24 protein-coding genes and 1 pseudogene are annotated in these 19,168 nt (G+C 61.6%); 11 read left to right on the top strand and 14 right to left on the bottom strand.

Annotated features, from left to right (window positions below; genetic code table 11):
- Positions 1–75 precede the first annotated feature (75 nt).
- The 8 genes from hisG to HGO40_RS21900 all read right to left on the bottom strand — a co-directional run bounded on the left by hisG (position 76) and on the right by HGO40_RS21900 (position 5,535).
- The gene (gene hisG, locus HGO40_RS21935; protein WP_250964716.1) at positions 76–711 is read right to left on the bottom strand and encodes an ATP phosphoribosyltransferase; all 636 of its coding nucleotides are present in this window, start codon (positions 709–711) and stop codon (positions 76–78) included.
- Between the two features lie 129 nt (positions 712–840).
- Positions 841–2,106: a UDP-N-acetylglucosamine 1-carboxyvinyltransferase gene (gene murA, locus HGO40_RS21930; protein WP_250964715.1), complete on the bottom strand. Its 1,266-nt coding sequence runs from the start codon at positions 2,104–2,106 to the stop codon at positions 841–843.
- A 22-nt stretch (positions 2,107–2,128) separates the two neighbouring features.
- On the bottom strand, positions 2,129–2,368 hold the full coding sequence (locus HGO40_RS21925; RefSeq protein ID WP_007953556.1) for a BolA family protein: 240 nt from the start codon (positions 2,366–2,368) through the stop codon (positions 2,129–2,131).
- Positions 2,369–2,482: 114 nt separating this feature from the next.
- Positions 2,483–2,788, bottom strand: a complete 306-nt coding sequence (locus tag HGO40_RS21920) for an STAS domain-containing protein (protein WP_250964732.1) — start codon at positions 2,786–2,788, stop codon at positions 2,483–2,485.
- Positions 2,789–2,796: 8 nt separating this feature from the next.
- Complete coding sequence (locus tag HGO40_RS21915; RefSeq protein ID WP_092333293.1) at positions 2,797–3,450, bottom strand: MlaC/ttg2D family ABC transporter substrate-binding protein; 654 nt, start codon at positions 3,448–3,450, stop codon at positions 2,797–2,799.
- Positions 3,451–3,461: 11 nt separating this feature from the next.
- On the bottom strand, positions 3,462–3,929 hold the full coding sequence (mlaD, locus tag HGO40_RS21910) for an outer membrane lipid asymmetry maintenance protein MlaD (protein WP_003178020.1): 468 nt from the start codon (positions 3,927–3,929) through the stop codon (positions 3,462–3,464).
- Positions 3,929–4,726: a lipid asymmetry maintenance ABC transporter permease subunit MlaE gene (gene mlaE / locus HGO40_RS21905; RefSeq protein ID WP_250964714.1), complete on the bottom strand. Its 798-nt coding sequence runs from the start codon at positions 4,724–4,726 to the stop codon at positions 3,929–3,931. The genes mlaD and mlaE overlap by 1 nt, the downstream gene beginning before the upstream one ends.
- Positions 4,726–5,535, bottom strand: coding sequence for an ATP-binding cassette domain-containing protein (locus tag HGO40_RS21900; RefSeq protein WP_092205009.1), 810 nt, complete (start codon positions 5,533–5,535; stop codon positions 4,726–4,728). The genes mlaE and HGO40_RS21900 overlap by 1 nt, the downstream gene beginning before the upstream one ends.
- Positions 5,536–5,808: 273 nt before the next feature.
- On the opposite strand from HGO40_RS21900, the gene HGO40_RS21895 reads away from it, so the two are divergent.
- The 10 genes and pseudogenes from HGO40_RS21895 (at position 5,809) to HGO40_RS21850 (ending at position 12,813) form a co-directional block, all read left to right on the top strand.
- Positions 5,809–6,783: a KpsF/GutQ family sugar-phosphate isomerase gene (locus HGO40_RS21895; RefSeq protein ID WP_186708801.1), complete on the top strand. Its 975-nt coding sequence runs from the start codon at positions 5,809–5,811 to the stop codon at positions 6,781–6,783.
- Positions 6,784–7,307 (top strand): annotated as a pseudogene (locus HGO40_RS21890) (KdsC family phosphatase). It begins immediately after the preceding gene.
- 7 nt (positions 7,308–7,314) lie between these two features.
- Positions 7,315–7,884, top strand: a complete 570-nt coding sequence (lptC, locus tag HGO40_RS21885; protein WP_250964713.1) for an LPS export ABC transporter periplasmic protein LptC — start codon at positions 7,315–7,317, stop codon at positions 7,882–7,884.
- Complete coding sequence (gene lptA, locus HGO40_RS21880) at positions 7,871–8,416, top strand: lipopolysaccharide transport periplasmic protein LptA (protein WP_186708793.1); 546 nt, start codon at positions 7,871–7,873, stop codon at positions 8,414–8,416. Before lptC ends, lptA begins: the two co-directional genes overlap by 14 nt.
- Positions 8,416–9,141 carry an LPS export ABC transporter ATP-binding protein gene (gene lptB, locus HGO40_RS21875; protein WP_018614004.1) on the top strand — a complete coding sequence of 242 codons (726 nt, stop codon included), beginning with the start codon at positions 8,416–8,418 and terminating at the stop codon, positions 9,139–9,141. Before lptA ends, lptB begins: the two co-directional genes overlap by 1 nt.
- Positions 9,142–9,305: 164 nt before the next feature.
- Positions 9,306–10,799 carry an RNA polymerase factor sigma-54 gene (locus tag HGO40_RS21870; RefSeq protein ID WP_250964712.1) on the top strand — a complete coding sequence of 498 codons (1,494 nt, stop codon included), beginning with the start codon at positions 9,306–9,308 and terminating at the stop codon, positions 10,797–10,799.
- A gap of 77 nt (positions 10,800–10,876) precedes the next feature.
- Positions 10,877–11,185 carry a ribosome hibernation-promoting factor, HPF/YfiA family gene (hpf, locus tag HGO40_RS21865; protein ID WP_250964711.1) on the top strand — a complete coding sequence of 103 codons (309 nt, stop codon included), beginning with the start codon at positions 10,877–10,879 and terminating at the stop codon, positions 11,183–11,185.
- A 12-nt stretch (positions 11,186–11,197) separates the two neighbouring features.
- Positions 11,198–11,662 (top strand): PTS IIA-like nitrogen regulatory protein PtsN, encoded by a 465-nt coding sequence (gene ptsN, locus HGO40_RS21860; RefSeq protein WP_186708763.1) that lies wholly within the window; start codon positions 11,198–11,200, stop codon positions 11,660–11,662.
- A gap of 2 nt (positions 11,663–11,664) precedes the next feature.
- Entirely contained in the window at positions 11,665–12,522 is an 858-nt protein-coding gene (gene rapZ, locus HGO40_RS21855; protein WP_250964710.1) for an RNase adapter RapZ, read from the top strand.
- A gap of 15 nt (positions 12,523–12,537) precedes the next feature.
- On the top strand, positions 12,538–12,813 hold the full coding sequence (locus HGO40_RS21850) for an HPr family phosphocarrier protein (protein WP_053118478.1): 276 nt from the start codon (positions 12,538–12,540) through the stop codon (positions 12,811–12,813).
- Positions 12,814–12,980: 167 nt separating this feature from the next.
- On the opposite strand, the gene HGO40_RS21845 is transcribed toward HGO40_RS21850, so the two are convergent.
- From HGO40_RS21845 to pmbA, 6 genes are all read right to left on the bottom strand, one after another.
- Positions 12,981–13,871, bottom strand: a complete 891-nt coding sequence (locus HGO40_RS21845) for a ZIP family metal transporter (protein WP_250964709.1) — start codon at positions 13,869–13,871, stop codon at positions 12,981–12,983.
- A 19-nt stretch (positions 13,872–13,890) separates the two neighbouring features.
- A complete protein-coding gene (locus HGO40_RS21840) occupies positions 13,891–14,514 on the bottom strand; it encodes a superoxide dismutase (RefSeq protein WP_250964708.1) in 624 nt (207 codons plus the stop codon).
- 2 nt (positions 14,515–14,516) lie between these two features.
- Positions 14,517–14,957: a DUF2753 family protein gene (locus tag HGO40_RS21835; RefSeq protein WP_250964707.1), complete on the bottom strand. Its 441-nt coding sequence runs from the start codon at positions 14,955–14,957 to the stop codon at positions 14,517–14,519.
- A 28-nt stretch (positions 14,958–14,985) separates the two neighbouring features.
- Entirely contained in the window at positions 14,986–16,362 is a 1,377-nt protein-coding gene (locus HGO40_RS21830) for a class II fumarate hydratase (RefSeq protein ID WP_250964706.1), read from the bottom strand.
- Complete coding sequence (locus HGO40_RS21825; protein ID WP_053118468.1) at positions 16,355–16,750, bottom strand: hypothetical protein; 396 nt, start codon at positions 16,748–16,750, stop codon at positions 16,355–16,357. The genes HGO40_RS21830 and HGO40_RS21825 overlap by 8 nt, the downstream gene beginning before the upstream one ends.
- A gap of 260 nt (positions 16,751–17,010) precedes the next feature.
- Complete coding sequence (gene pmbA / locus HGO40_RS21820; protein WP_250964705.1) at positions 17,011–18,357, bottom strand: metalloprotease PmbA; 1,347 nt, start codon at positions 18,355–18,357, stop codon at positions 17,011–17,013.
- Between the two features lie 108 nt (positions 18,358–18,465).
- Between pmbA and yjgA the strand changes: the two genes are divergently transcribed.
- Positions 18,466–18,990: a ribosome biogenesis factor YjgA gene (yjgA, locus tag HGO40_RS21815; RefSeq protein ID WP_250964704.1), complete on the top strand. Its 525-nt coding sequence runs from the start codon at positions 18,466–18,468 to the stop codon at positions 18,988–18,990.
- Positions 18,991–19,168: the final 178 nt, after the last annotated feature.

Genomic DNA, 19,168 nt, shown 5'->3' with positions numbered 1-19,168 from the left:
TCCATTCGCGTGGGCACCTGAGAAAATTGGCTATGACACGGATAGACGGGCGCGACTCAAGGTCGCGCAGGTGAATCAGCCGCGGTGTCGCGCTTCCACTGCCTTGCGCAGGGTATCGATCAGAGCCTGGATACGAGCATGTTGCATTTTCATCGACGCCTTGTTGACGACCAGCCGGGAGGTGATGTCAGCGATGAAGTCCTGGGGTTCCAGGCCGTTGGCTCGCAGGGTGTTGCCGGTGTCGACCACGTCGATGATCTTGTCCGCCAGGCCGATCAGCGGCGCCAGCTCCATCGAACCGTACAGCTTGATGATATCGACCTGACGGCCCTGCTCGGCGTAATAACGCTTGGCAATGTTGACGAACTTGGTCGCCACCCGCAAACGCCCCTTGGGCTCCGGCGCGCCGACTTTACCGGCGGTCATCAGCTTGCAGCGGGCGATCCGCAGGTCCAGGGGCTCGTACAGGCCCTGGCCGCCATACTCCATCAGCACGTCCTTGCCGGCGACGCCCAGGTCGGCTGCGCCATGCTCCACGTAGGTCGGCACGTCGGTGGCACGCACGATCAGCAAGCGCACGTCGGCCTGGGTCGTGGGGATGATCAGCTTGCGGCTCTTGTCCGGATTCTCGGTCGGCACGATGCCCGCTTCAGCCAGAAGCGGCAGGGTGTCGTCAAGGATGCGGCCCTTGGACAGTGCGATGGTCAACATGGGAAACGTCAGTCCTTATCAAGGTACTCATGCCCGGTCGCAAGCGGCGCCGGACACACATCGAGGGTGCAACCACCCTCGACCTGAAACGAATTCAACGGGCACATCCCTATGCCCATGCAGCCGGAACTAGCCCGGCACGCGGCGGATCTTGGCGCCGAGCATCTGCAGTTTTTCTTCGATGCACTCGTAGCCACGGTCAATGTGGTAGATGCGATCGATCAGGGTATCGCCTTCGGCAACCAGGGCCGAGATGACCAGGCTGGCCGAAGCCCGCAGGTCGGTGGCCATGACTGGCGCACCCTTGAGCTTCTCGGTGCCCGTGACGATGGCGGTGTTGCCTTCGACCTGGATCTTGGCGCCCATGCGGTGCAGTTCGTAGACGTGCATGAAGCGGTTTTCGAAGATCGTCTCGATCACCGCGCCGGTGCCTTCGGCAATGGCGTTGAGGGAGATGAACTGCGCCTGCATGTCGGTGGGGAACGCCGGGTACGGCGCGGTCCGCACGTTGACGGCCTTGGGCCGCTTGCCGTGCATGTTCACTTCGATCCAGTCTTCGCCGCAGGTGACTTCGGCACCGGCTTCCTTGAGTTTTTCCAGGACGGCTTCGAGGATGGTCGGATCGGTGTCCTTGACCTTGACGCGGCCACCGGTGACGGCGGCGGCCACCAGGTAAGTGCCGGTTTCGATCCGGTCCGGCATCACCTTGTAGGTGGCCGAATGCAGGCGCTCGACGCCATCGATGGTGATGGTGTCGGTGCCGGCGCCGCTGATCTTGGCGCCCATGGCGATCAGGAAGTTCGCCAGGTCGACCACTTCAGGCTCGCGGGCGGCGTTCTGCAGCACGCTGCGGCCCTTGGCCAGTGCGGCAGCCATCATGATGTTCTCGGTACCGGTCACGCTGACGGTGTCGAAGAAGAAGTGTGCACCGCGCAAGCCACCTTCCGGCGCCTTGGCCTTGATGTAGCCGCCTTCGACGTCGATCACCGCGCCCATGGCTTCCAGGCCACGGATGTGCAGGTCCACCGGACGCGAGCCGATGGCGCAACCGCCAGGCAAGGCGACTTCGGCTTCACCGAAACGGGCGACCATCGGCCCCAATACCAGGATCGATGCGCGCATGGTTTTCACCAGCTCGTACGGGGCGATCAGGGTCTTGATGGTGCGCGGGTCGATCTCGACGCTGAGCTTCTCGTCGATCACCGGCTCGATGCCCATGCGGCCGAACAGCTCGATCATCGGGGGGATGTCGTGCAGGTGCGGCAGGTTGGCTACAGTCACAGGACCGTCGCACAGCAGGGTCGCGGCCAGGATTGGCAGGGCGGAGTTCTTTGCCCCGGAAATACGGATTTCGCCATCAAGACGAGCGCCGCCGGTAATAATCAGTTTATCCATAAGAATCTCGAGGCCCTTGGGCTCAGGTGCGCTCGGCCCAGGCCGCGCTGCTGAAAAATTTCATCGTGACCGCGTGGATGCTGCCATCGGCGATCCATGGGTTCAAATGGGCATAGATGCTCTGCTGACGCTTCACTGGACTCAACGCCGCCAGTTCATCGCTGATTACGTTCAGCTGGAAATTGCAGCCTTCGCCTTCAACCTCCACCTGCGTACCAGGCAGCTTTCCTTCAAGGAAGCTCTTCACTTCTACAGCCTGCATGCTCAACCTCAATCGGCGCCCTGTGCGCGCGGGTCGCACATCATACAAAAAAGCCCCGCGCCTGCGAACCCCGCGAAGCAGGACTCTGACAGAGGGGCTTTCCAACAATGTGGGTCAGGGGTGCGCCAACAGCTCGGTCAGCTCGCTGACCTGGGCTATTTCGCGCATGTCTTCGGGCATCCCACGGATGCTCCACGTTTTGCCGGCCGCCTTGGCGTCCCGCATGAAACACAGCAGCAGCGACAAGCCGACACTGCTGGACTTCTGCACCGCCGAGCAGTCAATGACCACCTCGGCGCCGCCAATGGACTTGATCAGCGCCTGGCCCTGCTTGCGCAGGGTCGGCCCAGTGCGGTAATCCAGCACGCCGCTGAGCAGCAGCTCACCGGCCCCGCCCAGACGAACGGCCGACTCACTCACCGACTCGATCATTGTTCCTGCTTCTCTTTGGCTTCTTCGGTCACTTCCTTGGCCTTGGCGACTTCACCGGCCCAACCGTCGATGGTCTTGTCCAGGTCGTTGCCATTGCGCTGCATGGCGTCGGCGAACTGATCGCGGAACAGCTTGCCGATGTTGATGCCGTTGATGATCACGTTGCGCACCTTCCACTCGCCGTTGATTTTCTCGAGCGTGTAGGACACTGGGTAGACCGCGCCGTTGTTGCCCTTGACTTGCATGTCGACGCTGGTGCGGGTGCCACTTTCATCCTTGGCCGGGGAAACGGTGATGCCCTGGTTGTTGTACTCCAGCAAGGCGTTGCCATAGAACTGCATCAGGCTGCGCTTGAAGTTCTCCTGGAAGCGGGTCATCTGCGCCGGGGTGGCCTTGCGCGAGTACTTGACGGTCATGATGCTCTTGGAGATGCCATCGGCGTCCACCACAGGGCCGACGATGCCGTTCAGCGCGTCATAGAACGCGCTGGGGTCCTGTTTGTATTTCTCTTTGTTGGCGGCAAGGTCCGCCAGCAACCGGGTGGTCGTGTCCTGGATGATGTCATGGGCCGAAGGCGCGGCCACGGCGTTGGCCATCAACGGCAGCGCCGCGAGCAGCACCAACAGGCTACGTCGCAAGATAGAGATCATTCAAAAGCTCCTCATTTGGCGTCTTTGCTAACGGTATTGAGCAGGAATTTACCGATCAGGTCCTCGAGCACCAGGGACGACTGCGTGTCGTGGATGACGCCACCGTCCTTGAGCACGGTGTCTTCCCCACCCACGCTGATGCCAATGTACTTCTCGCCCAGCAGCCCAGCCGTGAGGATAGATGCAGTGGAGTCAGTCGGCAGGTTGTCCACGCGCTTTTCCAGTTGCAGCGTCACCCGACCGGTGAAATCCTCGCGGTTCAGATCGATTGCCGTGACCTTGCCGATGGTCACACCGGCCATGGTCACCTTGGCTCTGACCGTCAAACCGGCGATATTGTCGAAGTTGGCATAAAGTTTATAAGTATCGGTGCTTGCCGTCGGCGCCAGTCCACTGACCCGCAGGGCCAGCAGCAGCAAAGCCAGGATGCCCGCCAGCAAGAAAAGGCCGACACCGATTTCCAGGGTGCGGTTTTGCATCAGAAATCTCCAAACATCAAGGCGGTCAGAATAAAGTCACGGCCCAGGACCGCCAGCGAGGCGTACACCACGGTCTTGGTTGTGGCACGGCTGATCCCCTCTGAAGTGGGCTCACAGTCATAGCCTTGAAACACGGCGATCCAGGTCACGACGAACGCGAACACGGCACTTTTGATCACGCCATTGAGGACATCGTCGAGGAAATCGACGCTGTTCTGCATGTTCGCCCAATAGGAACCCTCATAGCCCCCCAGCCAGTCGACGGCCACCCAGGAGCCGCCCCAGATCCCCACGACGCTGAAGATCATCGCCAGCACCGGCAGGGAAATGAAGCCGGCCCACAGGCGCGGGGCAACAATGTACTTGAGCGGGGCGACACCGATCATTTCCAGGCTGGACAGCTGCTCGGTGGACTTCATGTTACCGATTTCAGCCGTCAGCGCCGAACCGGCACGCCCGGCGAACAGCAGCGCGGTCACCACGGGACCCAGCTCGCGCAGCAGCGTCAAGGCGACCATCTGCCCGACCGCCTGCTCCGAACCGTAGCTGGACAAAATGCTGAAGCCTTGCAGCGCCAGCACCATGCCGATGAAGATCCCGGAGACGACGATGATCACCAGGGACATCACGCCCACCGAGTGCAACTGCTTGACCAGCAGGCCAAAGCCGCCGCCCGTCGAGTTGCGACCGAGCAAGGCGTGCATCAAAAACAGCGAGGAACGCCCCAGCACCGCCACCACGTCGATGCCGGAGCGACCGAACAGGCGAATTCTTTCCAACAGTGATTTCTTGCGCATCAGCGCTTCCCCAGCAGATCGGTACGGTAATCCGTGGCCGGGAAATGGAACGCCACCGGCCCGTCCGGATCACCCTTCATGAATTGGCGAATGCGCGGGTTGTCCGAATCCGCCAGTTCCTGCGGCGTGCCCTGCCCCAGCACCTGCCCATCGCCGACCACATAGATGTAGTCGGCAATGCTCGCGGTTTCGGCCAAATCGTGGGAGACCACGATACTGGTGATGCCCAGCGCATCATTAAGCAGGCGGATCAGGCGCACGAGCACACCCATGGCGATCGGATCCTGGCCGACGAAGGGCTCGTCGTACATGAGGATCTTCGGATCGAGGGCAATCGCCCGCGCCAGCGCGACACGACGCTTCATGCCGCCGGACAGCTCGTCCGGCATCAGGTCGATGGCGCCGCGCAGCCCGACGGCCTGCAATTTGAGCAGGACGATGTCGCGGATCATTTCTTCCGGCAGATCGGTATGGACCCGCAGCGGGAACGCCACGTTCTCGAACACATCGAGGTCGGTGAACAGCGCGCCGCTCTGGAACAGCACCCCCATGTGCTTGCGCGCATCGAACAGGTCGCTGCGAGACAATTGGGGAAGATTCTGGCCATTGACCCAGACTTCGCCGGCGCTGGGACGCAGTTGCGCGCCCATCAGCCGCAGCAGCGTGGTCTTGCCACACCCGGAGGGCCCCATGATGCCGGTGACCTTGCCCCGTGGTATGCGAATATCGATGTCATTGAAAATGCTGCGCGTCCCTCGCTTGAAGGACAGTCCCTTCAGCTCGACCGCGTAGGCGTTGTCGGCACTCATCTAAACTCCTTGCGATGCAGCCTCACATTCGAATGCCTTGGGCAGCCGACAAGCGTCGCTACCGCCGGGCAGCGAACCGGCGGCGAACTATATCACTGCAACAGCGAAGCGCCCAAGGCCAACGGCCCCGCCGTTAAGCCTGGCTTAAGGTAAAAAGTCTGATTTTACGTCGAACCTTGCAGCCGCTAGCACAAAGCATGACGAACTTACGTGAGGGAATTGTTCATTGCCGCTATAATCGCCGCCTTTTCATCGGGCTATACGATTTCTGACATGAACCAATCCAGCGACCTGATTCAATCGGCACAACGTACCATCCGCCTCGAGCTTGAAGCCGTGCAAGGCTTGCTGGCCCATATCGACGCTGATTTCGTACGCGCCTGCGAGATGATTCTGGCCAGCAAGGGCCGCGTGGTCGTGGTCGGCATGGGCAAGTCCGGGCACATCGGCAACAAGATCGCCGCCACCCTCGCCAGCACCGGCACCACGGCCTTTTTTGTCCACCCGGCCGAGGCCAGCCACGGCGACATGGGCATGATCACCCGGGACGACGTCATCCTGGCCTTGTCCAACTCCGGCTCCACCAATGAAATCATCACGTTGCTGCCGTTGATCAAACGCCTGGGCATCCAGTTGATCAGCATGACCGGCAACCCGGACTCGCCGCTGGCCAAGGCCGCCGAAGTGAACCTCAACGTCCATGTCGAACACGAAGCCTGCCCGCTGAACCTGGCGCCGACCTCCTCCACCACCGCAGCCCTGGTCATGGGCGACGCCCTGGCCGTGGCGCTGCTGGAGGCCCGGGGCTTCACCGCGGAAGACTTCGCCTTTTCCCATCCCGGTGGTGCCCTTGGCCGTCGCCTGCTGCTGAAAGTCGAAAACGTGATGCACGCCGGCCAGGCATTGCCACAGGTTGTGCGCGGCACGTTGCTCAAGGACGCGCTCATGGAGATGACCCGCAAGGGACTGGGCATGACGGTAGTGCTGGAAGCCGACGGCAAGCTCGCCGGGATCTTTACCGACGGCGACCTGCGCCGCACCCTGGACCGCGCCATCGACATCCACAGCGCGACCATCGAGCAAGTCATGACGCCCCACGGCAAGACCGCCCGTGCCGAGATGCTCGCCGCCGAGGCCTTGAAAATCATGGAAGACCACAAAATCAGTGCCCTGGTCGTCGTCGATGGCGAAGACCGTCCGGTGGGCGCCCTGAACATGCACGATTTGCTGCGCGCGGGAGTCATGTAAATGAACACAGACCTGTTGCAACGGGGCCAAGCCATCAAGCTGGCCGTGTTCGATGTGGACGGCGTGCTGACTGACGGTCGCCTGTATTTCCTCGAAGACGGCAGCGAGTTCAAGACCTTCAACACCCTCGACGGCCAGGGCATCAAGATGTTGATGGCCGCCGGCGTGCAGACCGCTATCATCAGTGGCCGAAGACCCCGGTGGTCGAGCGGCGCGCGAAGAACCTCGGCATCCCGCACCTTTACCAGGGGCGCGAAGACAAACTGGTGGTGCTGGACGAGCTCTTGGGCCAACTCAACCTAAGCTATGAACAAGTGGCCTATCTCGGTGACGACCTGCCGGACCTGCCGGTGATTCGCCGGGTCGGCCTGGGCATGGCCGTCGCCAACGCGGCCAGCTTCGTGCGCGAGCACGCCCACGGAATCACCACGGCGCGAGGCGGCGAAGGTGCCGCCCGTGAATTCTGTGAACTGATCCTGCGCGCCCAGGGCCGTCTCGAAGCGGCCAACGCCGCGTACCTGTGAGCCATTTATGCTGAGCAAAAAGATTCGCACCGTTGTGGTGTTTGCCTGTATCGCGGCGATTTTCGCCGCGGTGGGCTATTGGAACATCAGCCCTGAACGGTTTCTCGACCAGCCTGCGGCCCAAGTCGAGGAAAAGATCGACTGGTACGCGACCAACACCCACACCCTGCAGTACCTGCCCGACGGCAAAGTGCAATATGAGATGACGTCCGACAAGGTCGACCACGTCAAGGCCACTGACATTACGCTGGTCACCAAGCCGGACTTGAACATATTCCGCGGCACCGATTTTCCCTGGCATGTGCAGAGCGAGCACGCCGAAGTCAATTCCGGTGGCACCGAAGTGGAACTGATCGACTCGGTACGCATCGCCCGGACCGACGAGAAAAACCGTACGACCATCATCACCAGCACACGCATGACGGTATTCCCGCAGCAAGAATATGCGCAGACCGAGCAACCCGTTAGAATCGACGGCGCCGGGGGTGTATCGACTGGCACGGGAATGAAGGCGTATTTGAAGGAAAGCAGGATACACCTGCTATCGAACGTAAGAGGACAGTATGAAGCTCGCTAAAACCCTCCCTATTTTGCTCAGTCTGGGCGCAGCACTGGGAAGCGCGAGCGCCTGGGCTCTTCCCACCGACCGCGACCAGCCAATCCGCATCCAGGCCGACGACGCGCAACTCGACGACAAGAATGGCGTCGCCACCTATAAAGGCGACGTGATCATCACCCAAGGCTCGATGAAGGTCACCGGCAACACCGTGACCATCACCCGCACCCAGTCCGGCGATATCGACGTGGTGACCTCGGTGGGCAACCTGGCCTATTTCGAGCAGATGCAAACCGCAGGCGACACCAAGCCGGTACAAGGCTACGGGGTGACCATCCAGTACCACGCCTCCCAGGATCGCGTGGTCCTGATCGACCGTGCCAAGGTCGTCGACAAGGACAACAACGTCACCCAAGGCGAGAAAATCGTCTATGACACAAACAAGAAACTCGCCAGCGCCGGTCGCGCCACCGGCAGCAAGGTGACCGAGCAGCGTCCGCGGATCGACATGGTGATCCAGCCTAAAAAGAAAACCGAGCAGAAGGCCCAGTAATGGCAACTCTGAAAGCTCAGCACTTGGCCAAGAGCTACAAGAGCCGTCAAGTCGTGCGTGATGTCAGCCTGTCCATCGACAGCGGCCAGATCGTCGGCCTGCTCGGCCCCAATGGCGCGGGCAAGACCACTTGCTTCTACATGATCGTCGGCCTGGTCCAGGCCGATCAGGGTCGCGTATTGATCGACGACCTGGATGTCAGCCACCAGCCGATGCACGGCCGCGCGAAGGCCGGTATCGGCTATTTGCCGCAAGAAGCGTCGATCTTCCGCAAACTGTCGGTGGCCGACAACATCATGGCAATCCTCGAGACCCGCAAGGAACTCGACAAGGCCGGCCGTCGCCAGGAGCTGGAAAGCCTGTTGCAGGAATTCCACATCAGCCACATTCGCGACAACCTGGGCATGAGCCTGTCCGGTGGTGAACGGCGTCGCGTGGAAATCGCCCGCGCCCTGGCCACCGCGCCGAAATTCATCCTGCTCGACGAACCGTTCGCTGGCGTGGACCCGATCTCGGTGGGGGACATCAAGCAGATCATCCATCACCTCAAGGCCAAGGGCATCGGCGTGCTGATCACCGACCACAACGTGCGCGAGACGCTGGATATCTGCGAAACCGCCTACATTGTCAATGACGGCCAGTTGATCGCCGAAGGTGACTCCGCTGCGATCCTGGCCAACGACCTGGTCAAGGAAGTGTACCTGGGCCATGAGTTCCGCCTGTAAGCACACGTGTCTGGCGAATTGCCCGGGCGTCGTTTGATTTTATTATGGCGACGCTCTAGGCAAACACTTCAGTTTCAGGCATATAATTTGCTTAAGTTTGGCGCTCCGGCGCCCTGTAGTGGATGGCGCATGTGCGCCGGCGAATAAGGTGTTAAGCCCCTGCCATGAAACCATCGCTAGTCTTGAGAATGGGCCAGCAGCTGACGATGACACCGCAGCTGCAACAGGCCATCCGCCTGCTCCAATTGTCGACCCTGGACCTGCAACAGGAAATCCAGGAGGCCCTGGAGTCCAATCCGATGCTCGAACGCCAGGAAGAAGGCGACGACTTCGATAACACCGATCCGCTGGCCGACAACGTCGAGCAAAAGACCAACACCGAGATCCCGGAACCGTCCTACCAGGAAGCCGCCCCGACGGTGGACAACCTCGAGGAGGGCGAATGGAACGAACGCATTCCCAACGAGCTGCCCGTGGACACGGCCTGGGAAGACGTCTACCAGACCAGCGCCAGCAACCTGCCAAGCAGCGATGACGACGAGTGGGACTTCACCACCCGCACCTCTGTCGGCGAGAGCCTGCAAAGCCATCTGCTGTGGCAACTGAACCTGGCGCCGCTGTCCGACACCGATCGCCTGATCGCCGTGACCCTGATCGATTGCATCAACAACCAGGGCTACCTGGACGAGACCCTCGAGGAAATCCTCGAAGCCTTCGACCCCGAGCTCGACATCGAGCTGGACGAGATCGAAGCCGTCCTCCATCGCATCCAGCAGTTCGAGCCGGCCGGCATCGGCGCCCGCAACCTGGGCGAGTGCCTGTTGCTGCAATTGCGCCAGCTGGCCGCCAAGCCGCCGTGGCTGGCCGAAGCCAAGCGACTGGTCACCGATTACATCGACCTGCTGGGCGGTCGCGACTACAGCCAACTGATGCGCCGCATGAAGCTCAAGGAAGATGAGCTGCGCCAGGTCATCGAGCTGGTGCAGAGCCTCAACCCGCGCCCCGGCGCGCAGATCGAATCCCCCGCGCCTGAGTACGTGGTGCCCGACGTGATCGTGCGCAAGCACAATGATCGCTGGCTGGTGGAGCTCAACCAGGAGTCGGTGCCCAAGCTGCGCGTCACCGCCCAGTACGCCGGCTTCGTCAAGCGTGCCGACACCAGCGCCGACAACACCTTCCTGCGCAATCAGCTGCAGGAAGCCCGCTGGTTCATCAAGAGCCTGCAAAGCCGCAACGAAACATTGATGAAAGTTGCCACCCAGATCGTCGAGCATCAGCGCGGCTTCCTGGAGTACGGCGATGAAGCGATGAAACCCTTGGTCCTGCATGACATTGCCGAGGCCGTGGGCATGCACGAGTCGACGATTTCCCGGGTGACCACCCAGAAATTCATGCATACCCCCCGGGGCATCTATGAATTGAAATACTTTTTCTCCAGCCACGTCAGCACCTCCGAAGGCGGCGAATGCTCGTCCACGGCCATCCGCGCGATCATCAAAAAACTGGTGGCTGCGGAAAATCAGAAAAAGCCGTTGAGTGACAGCAAGATCGCTGGTTTACTGGAGGCACAAGGCATTCAGGTGGCCCGCCGTACCGTCGCCAAGTACCGTGAATCCCTCGGGATCGCGCCTTCGAGCGAACGCAAGCGGTTGATGTAACAAGGCCACGCCACAGCGTTCCAGTGGCAGGCATTTCTGCCTGCCGCTTTATGCACTGGCAACGAAGGAGAAGCTGTATGCAAGTCAACATCAGTGGACACCAACTGGAAGTGACCGAACCCCTGCGCACCTACATCGGCGAAAAACTCGACCGATTGGAGAGGCATTTCGACAAGATCACCAACGTGCAAGTCACGATGAACGTCGAGAAGCTGGTGCAGAAAATCGAAGCCACGCTGCATATTCCCGGCGGAGAAGTGGTTGCCAACGCAGAGCACACAGACATGTATGCCGCGATTGACCTGCTGACCGACAAGCTGGATCGCCAACTCAAAAAGCATAAGGAAAAGACCCAGAGCCTCCTCCAGGGCGCTACCGGTCGTTAACCCCCCCAATCCATGATCCGACTAGAAACCATCCTGACCCCCGGCCGTTCCCAGGTGAACGCGCCGGGTGGCAGTAAAAAGAAAGCCCTCGAACAAATTGCCAACCTGATCCACCGCGAGGTGCCTGATCTGGTGATGCAGGACGTCTTCGAGGCCCTGGTTGCCCGTGAAAAACTCGGTTCCACCGGTTTTGGCAACGGCATCGCCATTCCTCACTGCCGTCTCAAGGGGTGTGCCGCGCCGATCAGCGCATTGTTGCACCTTGATACCCCCATAGATTTCGACGCCATCGACGGCGCCCCGGTCGACCTGCTGTTTGTATTGCTGGTTCCGGAAGCGGCGACCGATGCGCACCTTGAGCTGCTGCGCCAGATTGCCAGCATGCTGGACCGCAAGGAAGTGCGCGAAAAACTGCGCAGCGCACCGAGTAACGAAGCTTTGTACCAGGTGGTCCTGGACGAGCAGAACGGTCATTAAACATGCGCATGATCATCGTCAGTGGCCGCTCCGGCTCCGGTAAAAGCACGGCCCTCAACGTGCTTGAGGACAGCGGCTACTATTGCATCGACAACCTGCCCGCCGGCCTGCTGCCGGAACTGGCAGAGCGCGCCCTGATCCTCACGGAACTGGCGCAGCCGCTGGTGGCGGTGTCCATCGATGCGCGCAACCTGCCGAGCCACCTGTCGCGCTTCCCTGAACTGCTCGAGGAAGTGCGCAGCCGGCATATCCAGTGCGATGTGTTGTACCTGGATGCCGATGAGGAGACGCTGCTCAAGCGCTTTTCCGAAACCCGCCGGCGCCACCCCCTGAGCAACGCCAACCGCTCCCTGGCCGAAGCCATCGACGATGAAAGCCAGTTGCTGGGGCCGATTGCCGACCTGGCCGACCTGAAGGTCAACACCACGCACCTGAACCTGTATCAGCTACGTGACACAATCAAGCTGCGCCTGCTGAACCAACCGGAGCCGGGCACGGCGTTTTTGGTGGAGTCGTTCGGCTTCAAGCGTGGCATGCCGGTGGACGCCGACCTGGTGTTCGATGTGCGCTGCCTGCCCAACCCCTACTGGAAGCCGGAATTGCGCGAGCAGTCCGGACTTGACCAACCAGTGATCGACTACCTGGCCGCACAGCCGGACGTCGAGGAAATGTACCAGGACATCTCCAGCTACCTGCTCAAATGGCTACCCCGCTTTGCCGCGAGCAATCGCGCCTATGTCACGATCGCCATCGGCTGTACCGGCGGTCATCACCGCTCCGTCTACCTGACCGAACGCCTGGGTCAGCTCCTGCAACAATCCCTGAAGAATGTCCAGGTTCGCCACCGCGACCTCAGCTAAAGGATTCACATCGCGATGCCTGCTCGGGAAATTGAAATCATCAACAAGCTGGGTTTGCATGCCCGGGCGTCGGCAAAATTCGTCGGTGTGGCGGGGAAGTTTCCGGATACCACGATCAGGGTCGGGCGTACGCCCGAGAGCACCGTCGACGGTAAAAGCATCATGGCGATGATGATGCTCGCCGCTGGCAAGGGCACCAGGATTCACCTGAGCACTGAAGGGGAGCAGGCGCAGGAAGCGATGGATGCGCTGGTGGCGCTGATCAACAATTATTTCGACGAAGGCGAGTAACCCCCCAGGACTCGAGCCGAGCTTGTTGTGGCGAGGGAGCTTGCTCCCGCTCGGCTGCGAAGCAGCCGTAAATCCACAGCAGGAAAACACAACGGGGCCCGCTTCGCAGGCCAGCGGGAGCAAGCTCCCTCGCCACAACAGCACAAACGCATGGCCCCTGGATTGGATCAGGCCAACGCCGTATCCAACACCATCATCAGACAAAACCCCACCAGCAATCCCAGGCTCGCCAATTTCTCGTAACCATTGCGACGGGATTCGGGTATGACCTCATGGGTCACCACCAGCAGCATCGCCCCGGCCGCCAACGCCAGCCCCAGGGGCAAGAGCATTTCGGCCAGGCTCACCAACCAGGCGCACAACAGCGCGAACACGGGCTCGACCAGCCCGGACGCGGCGCCAATCAGGAACGCCTTCACCCGCGACATACCCGCCGCGGCCAGCACCAGCGCGATCACCAGCCCTTCGGGGACATCCTGCAAGGCGATACCCATTGCCAGGCTGTCGGCATCGGGCATGCCGCCGCCTGCTGACACGCCCACCGCCATGCCTTCCGGAATGTTGTGGGCGATGATGGCGAACACGAACAACCAGATCCGCGGCGCAATGACCGGACGTCCTGGCGCTGCGATCAGCCTCTCAGGACTGGCCGACACCTTGCGGTCCACCAGGTACAGCCCGAACGCCCCCGACATGATGCCAAAACAGATAAGACCGCTGGCGGCCCAAGGTGTGAGCCCCAGTTGCTCGGCCGCGGCAATGCCCGGCACGATCAGCGAAAACGCCGTGGCGGCGAGCATCACCCCGGCCCCGAAGCCTAGCAATGAATCGCTCACGGCCTGGGGCATGCGTCGAATGACCAACACCGGCACGGCCCCCAGCGCGGTGCCCAAGGCGCACAACCCACCGCCTTGAAGCGCCCGCAACAGCTTGGGCTCCAGGTCCAGCCACGCCAGGCCCTGGGCCGCCAACAACGTCATGCCGGCCAACAGCAACAGCGACCCCAAGGCATAGCGGAACATCCGTCCGCCGCCAATCGCCAGTGTTTGAGTGTCCATGATCAGCCTTGGGTTGTGTTCATGAAGGACTCGAAGCCAGCGCTGCCTGATAGCGTCGGGCAACTTCAGGCCAATTGATCACGTTGTAGAAGGCGGTGATGTATTCCGGTCGACGGTTCTGGTAACGCAAGTAATAGGCATGCTCCCAGACGTCCAGGCCAAGAATCGGCGCGTTGCCATTCATCAACGGGCTGACCTGGTTGCCGCTGCTTTCCACCACCAGGGTCTTTTGCGGGGGCACGCTCACCCAGGCCCAGCCGCTGCCGAAACGGGTCAGCGCCGCTTTGGTGAAAGCTTCCTTGAAACGCTCGATGCCGCCCAGCTGCGCGTCAATCGCCGCCGCCAGGGCGCCCTCGGGCTGGCCGCCGCCCTGGGGCGTCATCACCTCCCAGAACAACGAATGGTTGGCGTGGCCACCGCCCTGGTTGATCACCGCAGCCTTCAGGTTTTGTGGCAACTGTTCCACGCTGGCCACCAGTTTTTCGACGGGCCATTCGGCGTATTCGGTGCCATCCACCGCCGCGTTGAGGTTATTGATGTAGGTCTGGTGGTGCTTGGTGTAGTGGATTTCCATGGTTTGCGCATCGATGTGCGGTTCCAGGGCGTCGTAGGCGTAAGGCAATGCAGGCAAGGTAAAAGCCATGTTCAATGAACTCCATGATGAAGAGGGGCATAGCGCTGCCGGGGCGTGGTGGCATTGCAGTGCAGCAGGCGTTGGGTGCGCGGGTACTCACCGTGCTCGCTGATGAAATTCAGCAGTTCGACATAGGTCTTGTGGCTCTGGCGTTGTGCAGCGGCGCGCAAAGCCGGTGCCAGCCGTTCGTCCTGCATTGTCTGCAACAACCGCTGGTGGATCGCGCACAAGTATTCGGCGCTCTCCTCCGGCTGGTTCAAGCGCAGGTGAAGGTCCGCCAGGTTGTGGTGGGAGACGACGCAGGCGGCCACGGCTTCGTCGGCGTCCGCCCAGCGCTCAAACAACACTTGGGCCAGCGCCAGGGCTTGCAGGTAGGCTTCGCGGGCATCCACCAGCTCGCCTTGGATGAAACAGCGATTGGCCCGTTCGATCGTACGTTTCCAGTGTTCCATGATGAGTCCTCCACACAGGTGTCGGGGGTTACACGCCGCCAGCGGTGAGCTTCTCCGGGTCCAGCAGGACTTCGAGTTCGCTGCGCGTCAGGTCGGTGTGTTCTAGGGCGACGTCGATGACCGGCCGGCCTTGCTGGTAAGCCTTCTTGGCGATTTCAGCGGCCTTCTGGTAACCGATGATCGGGTTCAGCGCGGTCACCAGGATCGGGTTGCGCGACAACGCTTCCTTGAGCCTGGCTTCGTTGACCTTGAACGTGGCGATGGCCTTGTCCGCCAGCAAGCGGCTGGTGCTGGACATCAGGGTGATGCTGCTCAGCAGGTTCTGGGCAATGATCGGCAGCATCACGTTCAATTCGAAATTGCCCGATTGACCGGCGATGGTGATCACCGTGTCGTTGCCGATCACCTGGGCCGCCACCATCGCGGTGGCTTCAGGAATGACCGGATTGACCTTGCCGGGCATGATCGAGGAACCCGGCTGCAAGCCCTCGAGTTCTATCTCGCCCAGGCCTGCCAGCGGCCCGGAATTCATCCAGCGCAGGTCATTGGCGATTTTCATCAGCGACACGGCCGTGGTCTTGAGCTGCCCGGAAACCGCCACGGCGGTGTCTTGGGAGCCGATCAGGGCGAACAGGTTCTTGCCTGGGGTGAATTGCACCTGGGTCAATTGCGTCAGTTGCTGGCTGAACAACTCGGCGAAGCGCGGATGGGCATTGACCCCAGTGCCCACCGCTGTCCCCCCCTGGGCCAGGGACTGCAGGCTCGGCAGCAGGTCTTGCAAGTGGCCGATATTGGCCTTGAGTTGCTGGGCCCAACCGTCGAGCACCTGGCTCAGGCGCACCGGCATCGCGTCCATCAGGTGGGTGCGGCCGGTCTTGATGAACGGATGGACTTCTTTCGCCTTGCGCTCGATCACCTGCACCAGGTGCGACAGCGCCGGTAGCAGTTGCTCATGCAAGGCCAGCGCGGCGCTGACATGAATGCTGGTGGGAATGATGTCGTTGCTGCTCTGGCCGCAGTTGACGTGGTCGTTCGGGTTGACCGTCTCTCCCAGCAGGCCGCTGGCGAGGGTGGCGATCACTTCGTTGGCGTTCATGTTGGAACTGGTGCCGGAGCCGGTCTGGAAGATATCCACCGGGAAATGGTCCATGTAACGACCTTCGAGCAGTCCCAGGGCGGCATCGACGATAGCCTTGCCCTGGGCCGCGCTGATCTGCTCCAGCTCTACGTTGGCCCGTGCAGCCGCGGCCTTGGCCAGGATCAGGGCCCGGATGAATTGCGCCGGCATCCGCTGGCCGCTGACCGGGAAGGTTTCCACGGCACGCTGGGTCTGGGCGCCATAGAGAGCGTCCACCGGGACGTGCAACTCGCCCATGCTGTCGCGTTCGATACGGGTATTACTCATCGGGAGATCCTTGCACCAGTTCAATAAGGGGAATCGACGGCGCCAGGGCACAGGTGGCCAGCGCCCAGGCGTGACTCTGCCAACGCTTGAGGCGGCAGCGGCACAGTGATTGTCGTTCGAGGTCACGCAATGGTCGCCAGGCCTGGTCGAGGCAGAGGCTGCGCCAATGCCAGGGCAGCGCGACGTCCGAGGCGGTGTCGAGCAGCAAACGGAAGGCAGTTTCGGAAATCATCCACGGCGAGGTGGCGGTACAACACGCCAGGTAGCGGCCCTCGGCCAGGTAGTGCTCGATCAGCCGCGGCTCGTCCGGGTTCATCGCGCAACGGATCTGGCGACTCATCCAGCGCCAGCTTTCAAGGTAGGGTTGTTCGTGCAGGGCAGAACTCATGACCGGGGCTCACTCGGCGAATGAGATTCATTATTAGATGATAATAAGAAGCAACACAACCACGAACGACACAAAAAACAATGTGGCGAGGGAGCTTGCTCCCACTCGGTTGCGTAGCGACCGCAAGATCTTGGGGCCTGCTGCGCAGTCCAGCGGGAGCAAGCTCCCTCGCCACAAAAGCGCTCTCGCCACAGGATCTTCGGGCACAAAAAAGGCGCGTCACCCCTGTGGATGACGCGCCTTTTTTACACGGTGAGGCGTTAGCTCCCCGCCACCATCATCCGCTCGATCAGCACCGAGCCGGTGCGAATGTTGCTGCGCAATTCCAGGTCGTTGCCCACGGCCACGATCTGTTTGAACATGTCGCGCATGTTGCCGGCGATGGTGACTTCCTGGACCGGGAACTGGATCTCGCCGTTCTCGACCCAGAAACCCGCCGCGCCACGGGAATAATCCCCGGTGACCATGTTCAGGCCGTGGCCCATCAGTTCCGTCACCAGCAGGCCCCGGCCCATGCGGCGCAGCAAGGCAGCCTGGTCTTCTTCGCCATGGGTCACGAACAGGTTATGCACGCCACCGGCATTGGCGGTGCTCGGCATGCCGAGCTTACGGCCCGAATAGGTGCCGAGGATATAGGACACCAGCTCGCCGTTTTCCACGAATGGCTTGGCATAGGTGGCCAGGCCATCGCCATCGAACGCCGAGCTACCCATGGCCTGCATCAGGTGCGGACGCTCGTCGATGGTCATCCATTCCGGGAACAGCTTCTGGCCCAGCGCGCCCTCGAGGAACGACGACTTGCGGTACAAGTTGCCGCCGGACACCGCCGACAGGAAGCTGCCGAACAGGCCACCGGCCAACTCGGCCGAAAACAGCACCGGCACTTCGCAGGTCGGCACCGGCCGCGCGCCCAGGCGGCTGGCCGCCCGTTGCGCGGCTTTGCGGCCGATGCTCACCGGGTCCGCCAGCAAGGTGCCCTGGCGGCTCACGTCGTACCAGTAGTCGCGCTGCATCTGGCCGTCGGCTTCGGCGATCATCACGCAACTGAGGCTGTGGCGGGTCGATGCATAACCGCCGATGAAACCGTGGCTGTTGCCGTAGACCCGGCAGCCCTGGTGGGTATTGAGCGTCGTGCCGTCGGCGTTCTTGATCCGGCTGTCGGTCTCGAACGCCGCCGCGTCGCAACGCAGTGCCTGCTCGATGGCCTGCTCTGGGGTGATGTCCCAGGCATGGAACAGGTCGAAATCCTTCAGTTCCTTGCACATCAGCGCAGCATCGGCCAGGCCCGAAGCTTCGTCTTCGGAGGTGTGCTGGGCAATCGCCAGCGCGGCGGCGACGGTTTCGCGGATGGCGTCCGGGCCGCTGGCCGAGGTGCTGGCCGAGCCCTTGCGCTGGCCCACGTACAAGGTGATGCCAAACCCCTGGTCGCGATTGAACTCGACGGTTTCCACCTCGCGCTGGCGCACCGACGTCGACAGGCCCTGCTCCAGGGACACCGCCACTTCGCACGCACTGGCACCCTGGCGCTTGGCCTCGGCGAGGATCTGCTCGACCTGTTCCTGCAGTGCCGGCAATGCTTGCGGGCCGACGCTTTGAACTGCACTCATGGTGTTCTCCACTCAAATTCTGTTTTCGGTGATGGCCATCGAGCGACCGGGCCGGACAAGCGGCCCCCGACTGGTTATCATGGCGGCGTTTCTTTGCGGACTGCCACCATGGTTGATTCTTACGACGACTCCCTCTACGAGGGTGAAAAAAGCAAATCCCAGGTCAAACGCGAGCTGCATGCTCTGGTTGACCTCGGCGAGCGCCTGACAACACTCAAGCCTGACTTGCTGGCCAAACTGCCTTTGACCGACGCCTTGCGCCGGGCCCTGGCCGATGCGCCCAAGCACACCGCGAATATCGCGCGTAAACGGCACCTGCAATTCATCGGCAAACTGATGCGCGACCAGGACACTGACGCCATCCTGGTGCTGCTCGATCAACTCGATGCCTCCACCCGGCAGTACAACGAACGCTTCCACAACCTGGAACGCTGGCGCGATCGCTTGATCGCAGGCGCCGCCGGCACCCTGGAAAAGTTCGTCATCGACTACCCGGAGGCCGATCGCCAGCTATTGCGCTCCCTGAGCCGTCAGGCCCAGCCCGAACTGGCGCAGAACAAGCCACCGGCCTCGAGCCGTAAAATCTTCAAGTACATCCGTGAGCTGGACGAGACTCAACGCGGCCTGCGTTGAGTTTCACCCGCTTCACGCCCCTCCACGGGGTGACTGTTACCGTGGCGAGGGAGCTTGCTCCCGCTCGGTTGCGTAGCAACCGCATTTGGGCTACTGCGTAGCCCCGCGGGAGGCAGCTCCCGCGGCCCGCCTCCCGGCCGTGCGCCGATGTGTTCGCGCGCCCCGGGCGCCCCCGGGA

It is taken from the genome of Pseudomonas sp. CG7, assembly GCF_023701885.1.
Taxonomy (GTDB): Bacteria; Pseudomonadota; Gammaproteobacteria; order Pseudomonadales; family Pseudomonadaceae; genus Aquipseudomonas; species Aquipseudomonas zanjanensis.
This window is presented reverse-complemented; position numbering and strand designations above follow the sequence as displayed.

Coding starts and splice junctions, on each gene's coding strand:
- ptsN (WP_186708763.1), top strand. CDS start 11,198: ATGATCCGACTAGAAACCATCCTGACCCCCGGCCGTTCCCAGGTGAAC.
- HGO40_RS21870 (WP_250964712.1), top strand. CDS start 9,306: ATGAAACCATCGCTAGTCTTGAGAATGGGCCAGCAGCTGACGATGACA.
- yjgA (WP_250964704.1), top strand. CDS start 18,466: ATGGTTGATTCTTACGACGACTCCCTCTACGAGGGTGAAAAAAGCAAA.
- HGO40_RS21825 (WP_053118468.1), bottom strand. CDS start 16,750: ATGAGTTCTGCCCTGCACGAACAACCCTACCTTGAAAGCTGGCGCTGG.
- HGO40_RS21850 (WP_053118478.1), top strand. CDS start 12,538: ATGCCTGCTCGGGAAATTGAAATCATCAACAAGCTGGGTTTGCATGCC.
- hisG (WP_250964716.1), bottom strand. CDS start 711: ATGTTGACCATCGCACTGTCCAAGGGCCGCATCCTTGACGACACCCTG.
- HGO40_RS21835 (WP_250964707.1), bottom strand. CDS start 14,957: ATGGAACACTGGAAACGTACGATCGAACGGGCCAATCGCTGTTTCATC.
- HGO40_RS21895 (WP_186708801.1), top strand. CDS start 5,809: ATGAACCAATCCAGCGACCTGATTCAATCGGCACAACGTACCATCCGC.
- HGO40_RS21925 (WP_007953556.1), bottom strand. CDS start 2,368: ATGCAGGCTGTAGAAGTGAAGAGCTTCCTTGAAGGAAAGCTGCCTGGT.
- HGO40_RS21840 (WP_250964708.1), bottom strand. CDS start 14,514: ATGGCTTTTACCTTGCCTGCATTGCCTTACGCCTACGACGCCCTGGAA.
- murA (WP_250964715.1), bottom strand. CDS start 2,106: ATGGATAAACTGATTATTACCGGCGGCGCTCGTCTTGATGGCGAAATC.
- mlaE (WP_250964714.1), bottom strand. CDS start 4,726: ATGCGCAAGAAATCACTGTTGGAAAGAATTCGCCTGTTCGGTCGCTCC.
- rapZ (WP_250964710.1), top strand. CDS start 11,665: ATGCGCATGATCATCGTCAGTGGCCGCTCCGGCTCCGGTAAAAGCACG.
- mlaD (WP_003178020.1), bottom strand. CDS start 3,929: ATGCAAAACCGCACCCTGGAAATCGGTGTCGGCCTTTTCTTGCTGGCG.
- lptC (WP_250964713.1), top strand. CDS start 7,315: ATGCTGAGCAAAAAGATTCGCACCGTTGTGGTGTTTGCCTGTATCGCG.
- HGO40_RS21915 (WP_092333293.1), bottom strand. CDS start 3,450: ATGATCTCTATCTTGCGACGTAGCCTGTTGGTGCTGCTCGCGGCGCTG.
- HGO40_RS21830 (WP_250964706.1), bottom strand. CDS start 16,362: ATGAGTAATACCCGTATCGAACGCGACAGCATGGGCGAGTTGCACGTC.
- lptB (WP_018614004.1), top strand. CDS start 8,416: ATGGCAACTCTGAAAGCTCAGCACTTGGCCAAGAGCTACAAGAGCCGT.
- HGO40_RS21845 (WP_250964709.1), bottom strand. CDS start 13,871: ATGGACACTCAAACACTGGCGATTGGCGGCGGACGGATGTTCCGCTAT.
- pmbA (WP_250964705.1), bottom strand. CDS start 18,357: ATGAGTGCAGTTCAAAGCGTCGGCCCGCAAGCATTGCCGGCACTGCAG.
- hpf (WP_250964711.1), top strand. CDS start 10,877: ATGCAAGTCAACATCAGTGGACACCAACTGGAAGTGACCGAACCCCTG.
- HGO40_RS21900 (WP_092205009.1), bottom strand. CDS start 5,535: ATGAGTGCCGACAACGCCTACGCGGTCGAGCTGAAGGGACTGTCCTTC.
- lptA (WP_186708793.1), top strand. CDS start 7,871: ATGAAGCTCGCTAAAACCCTCCCTATTTTGCTCAGTCTGGGCGCAGCA.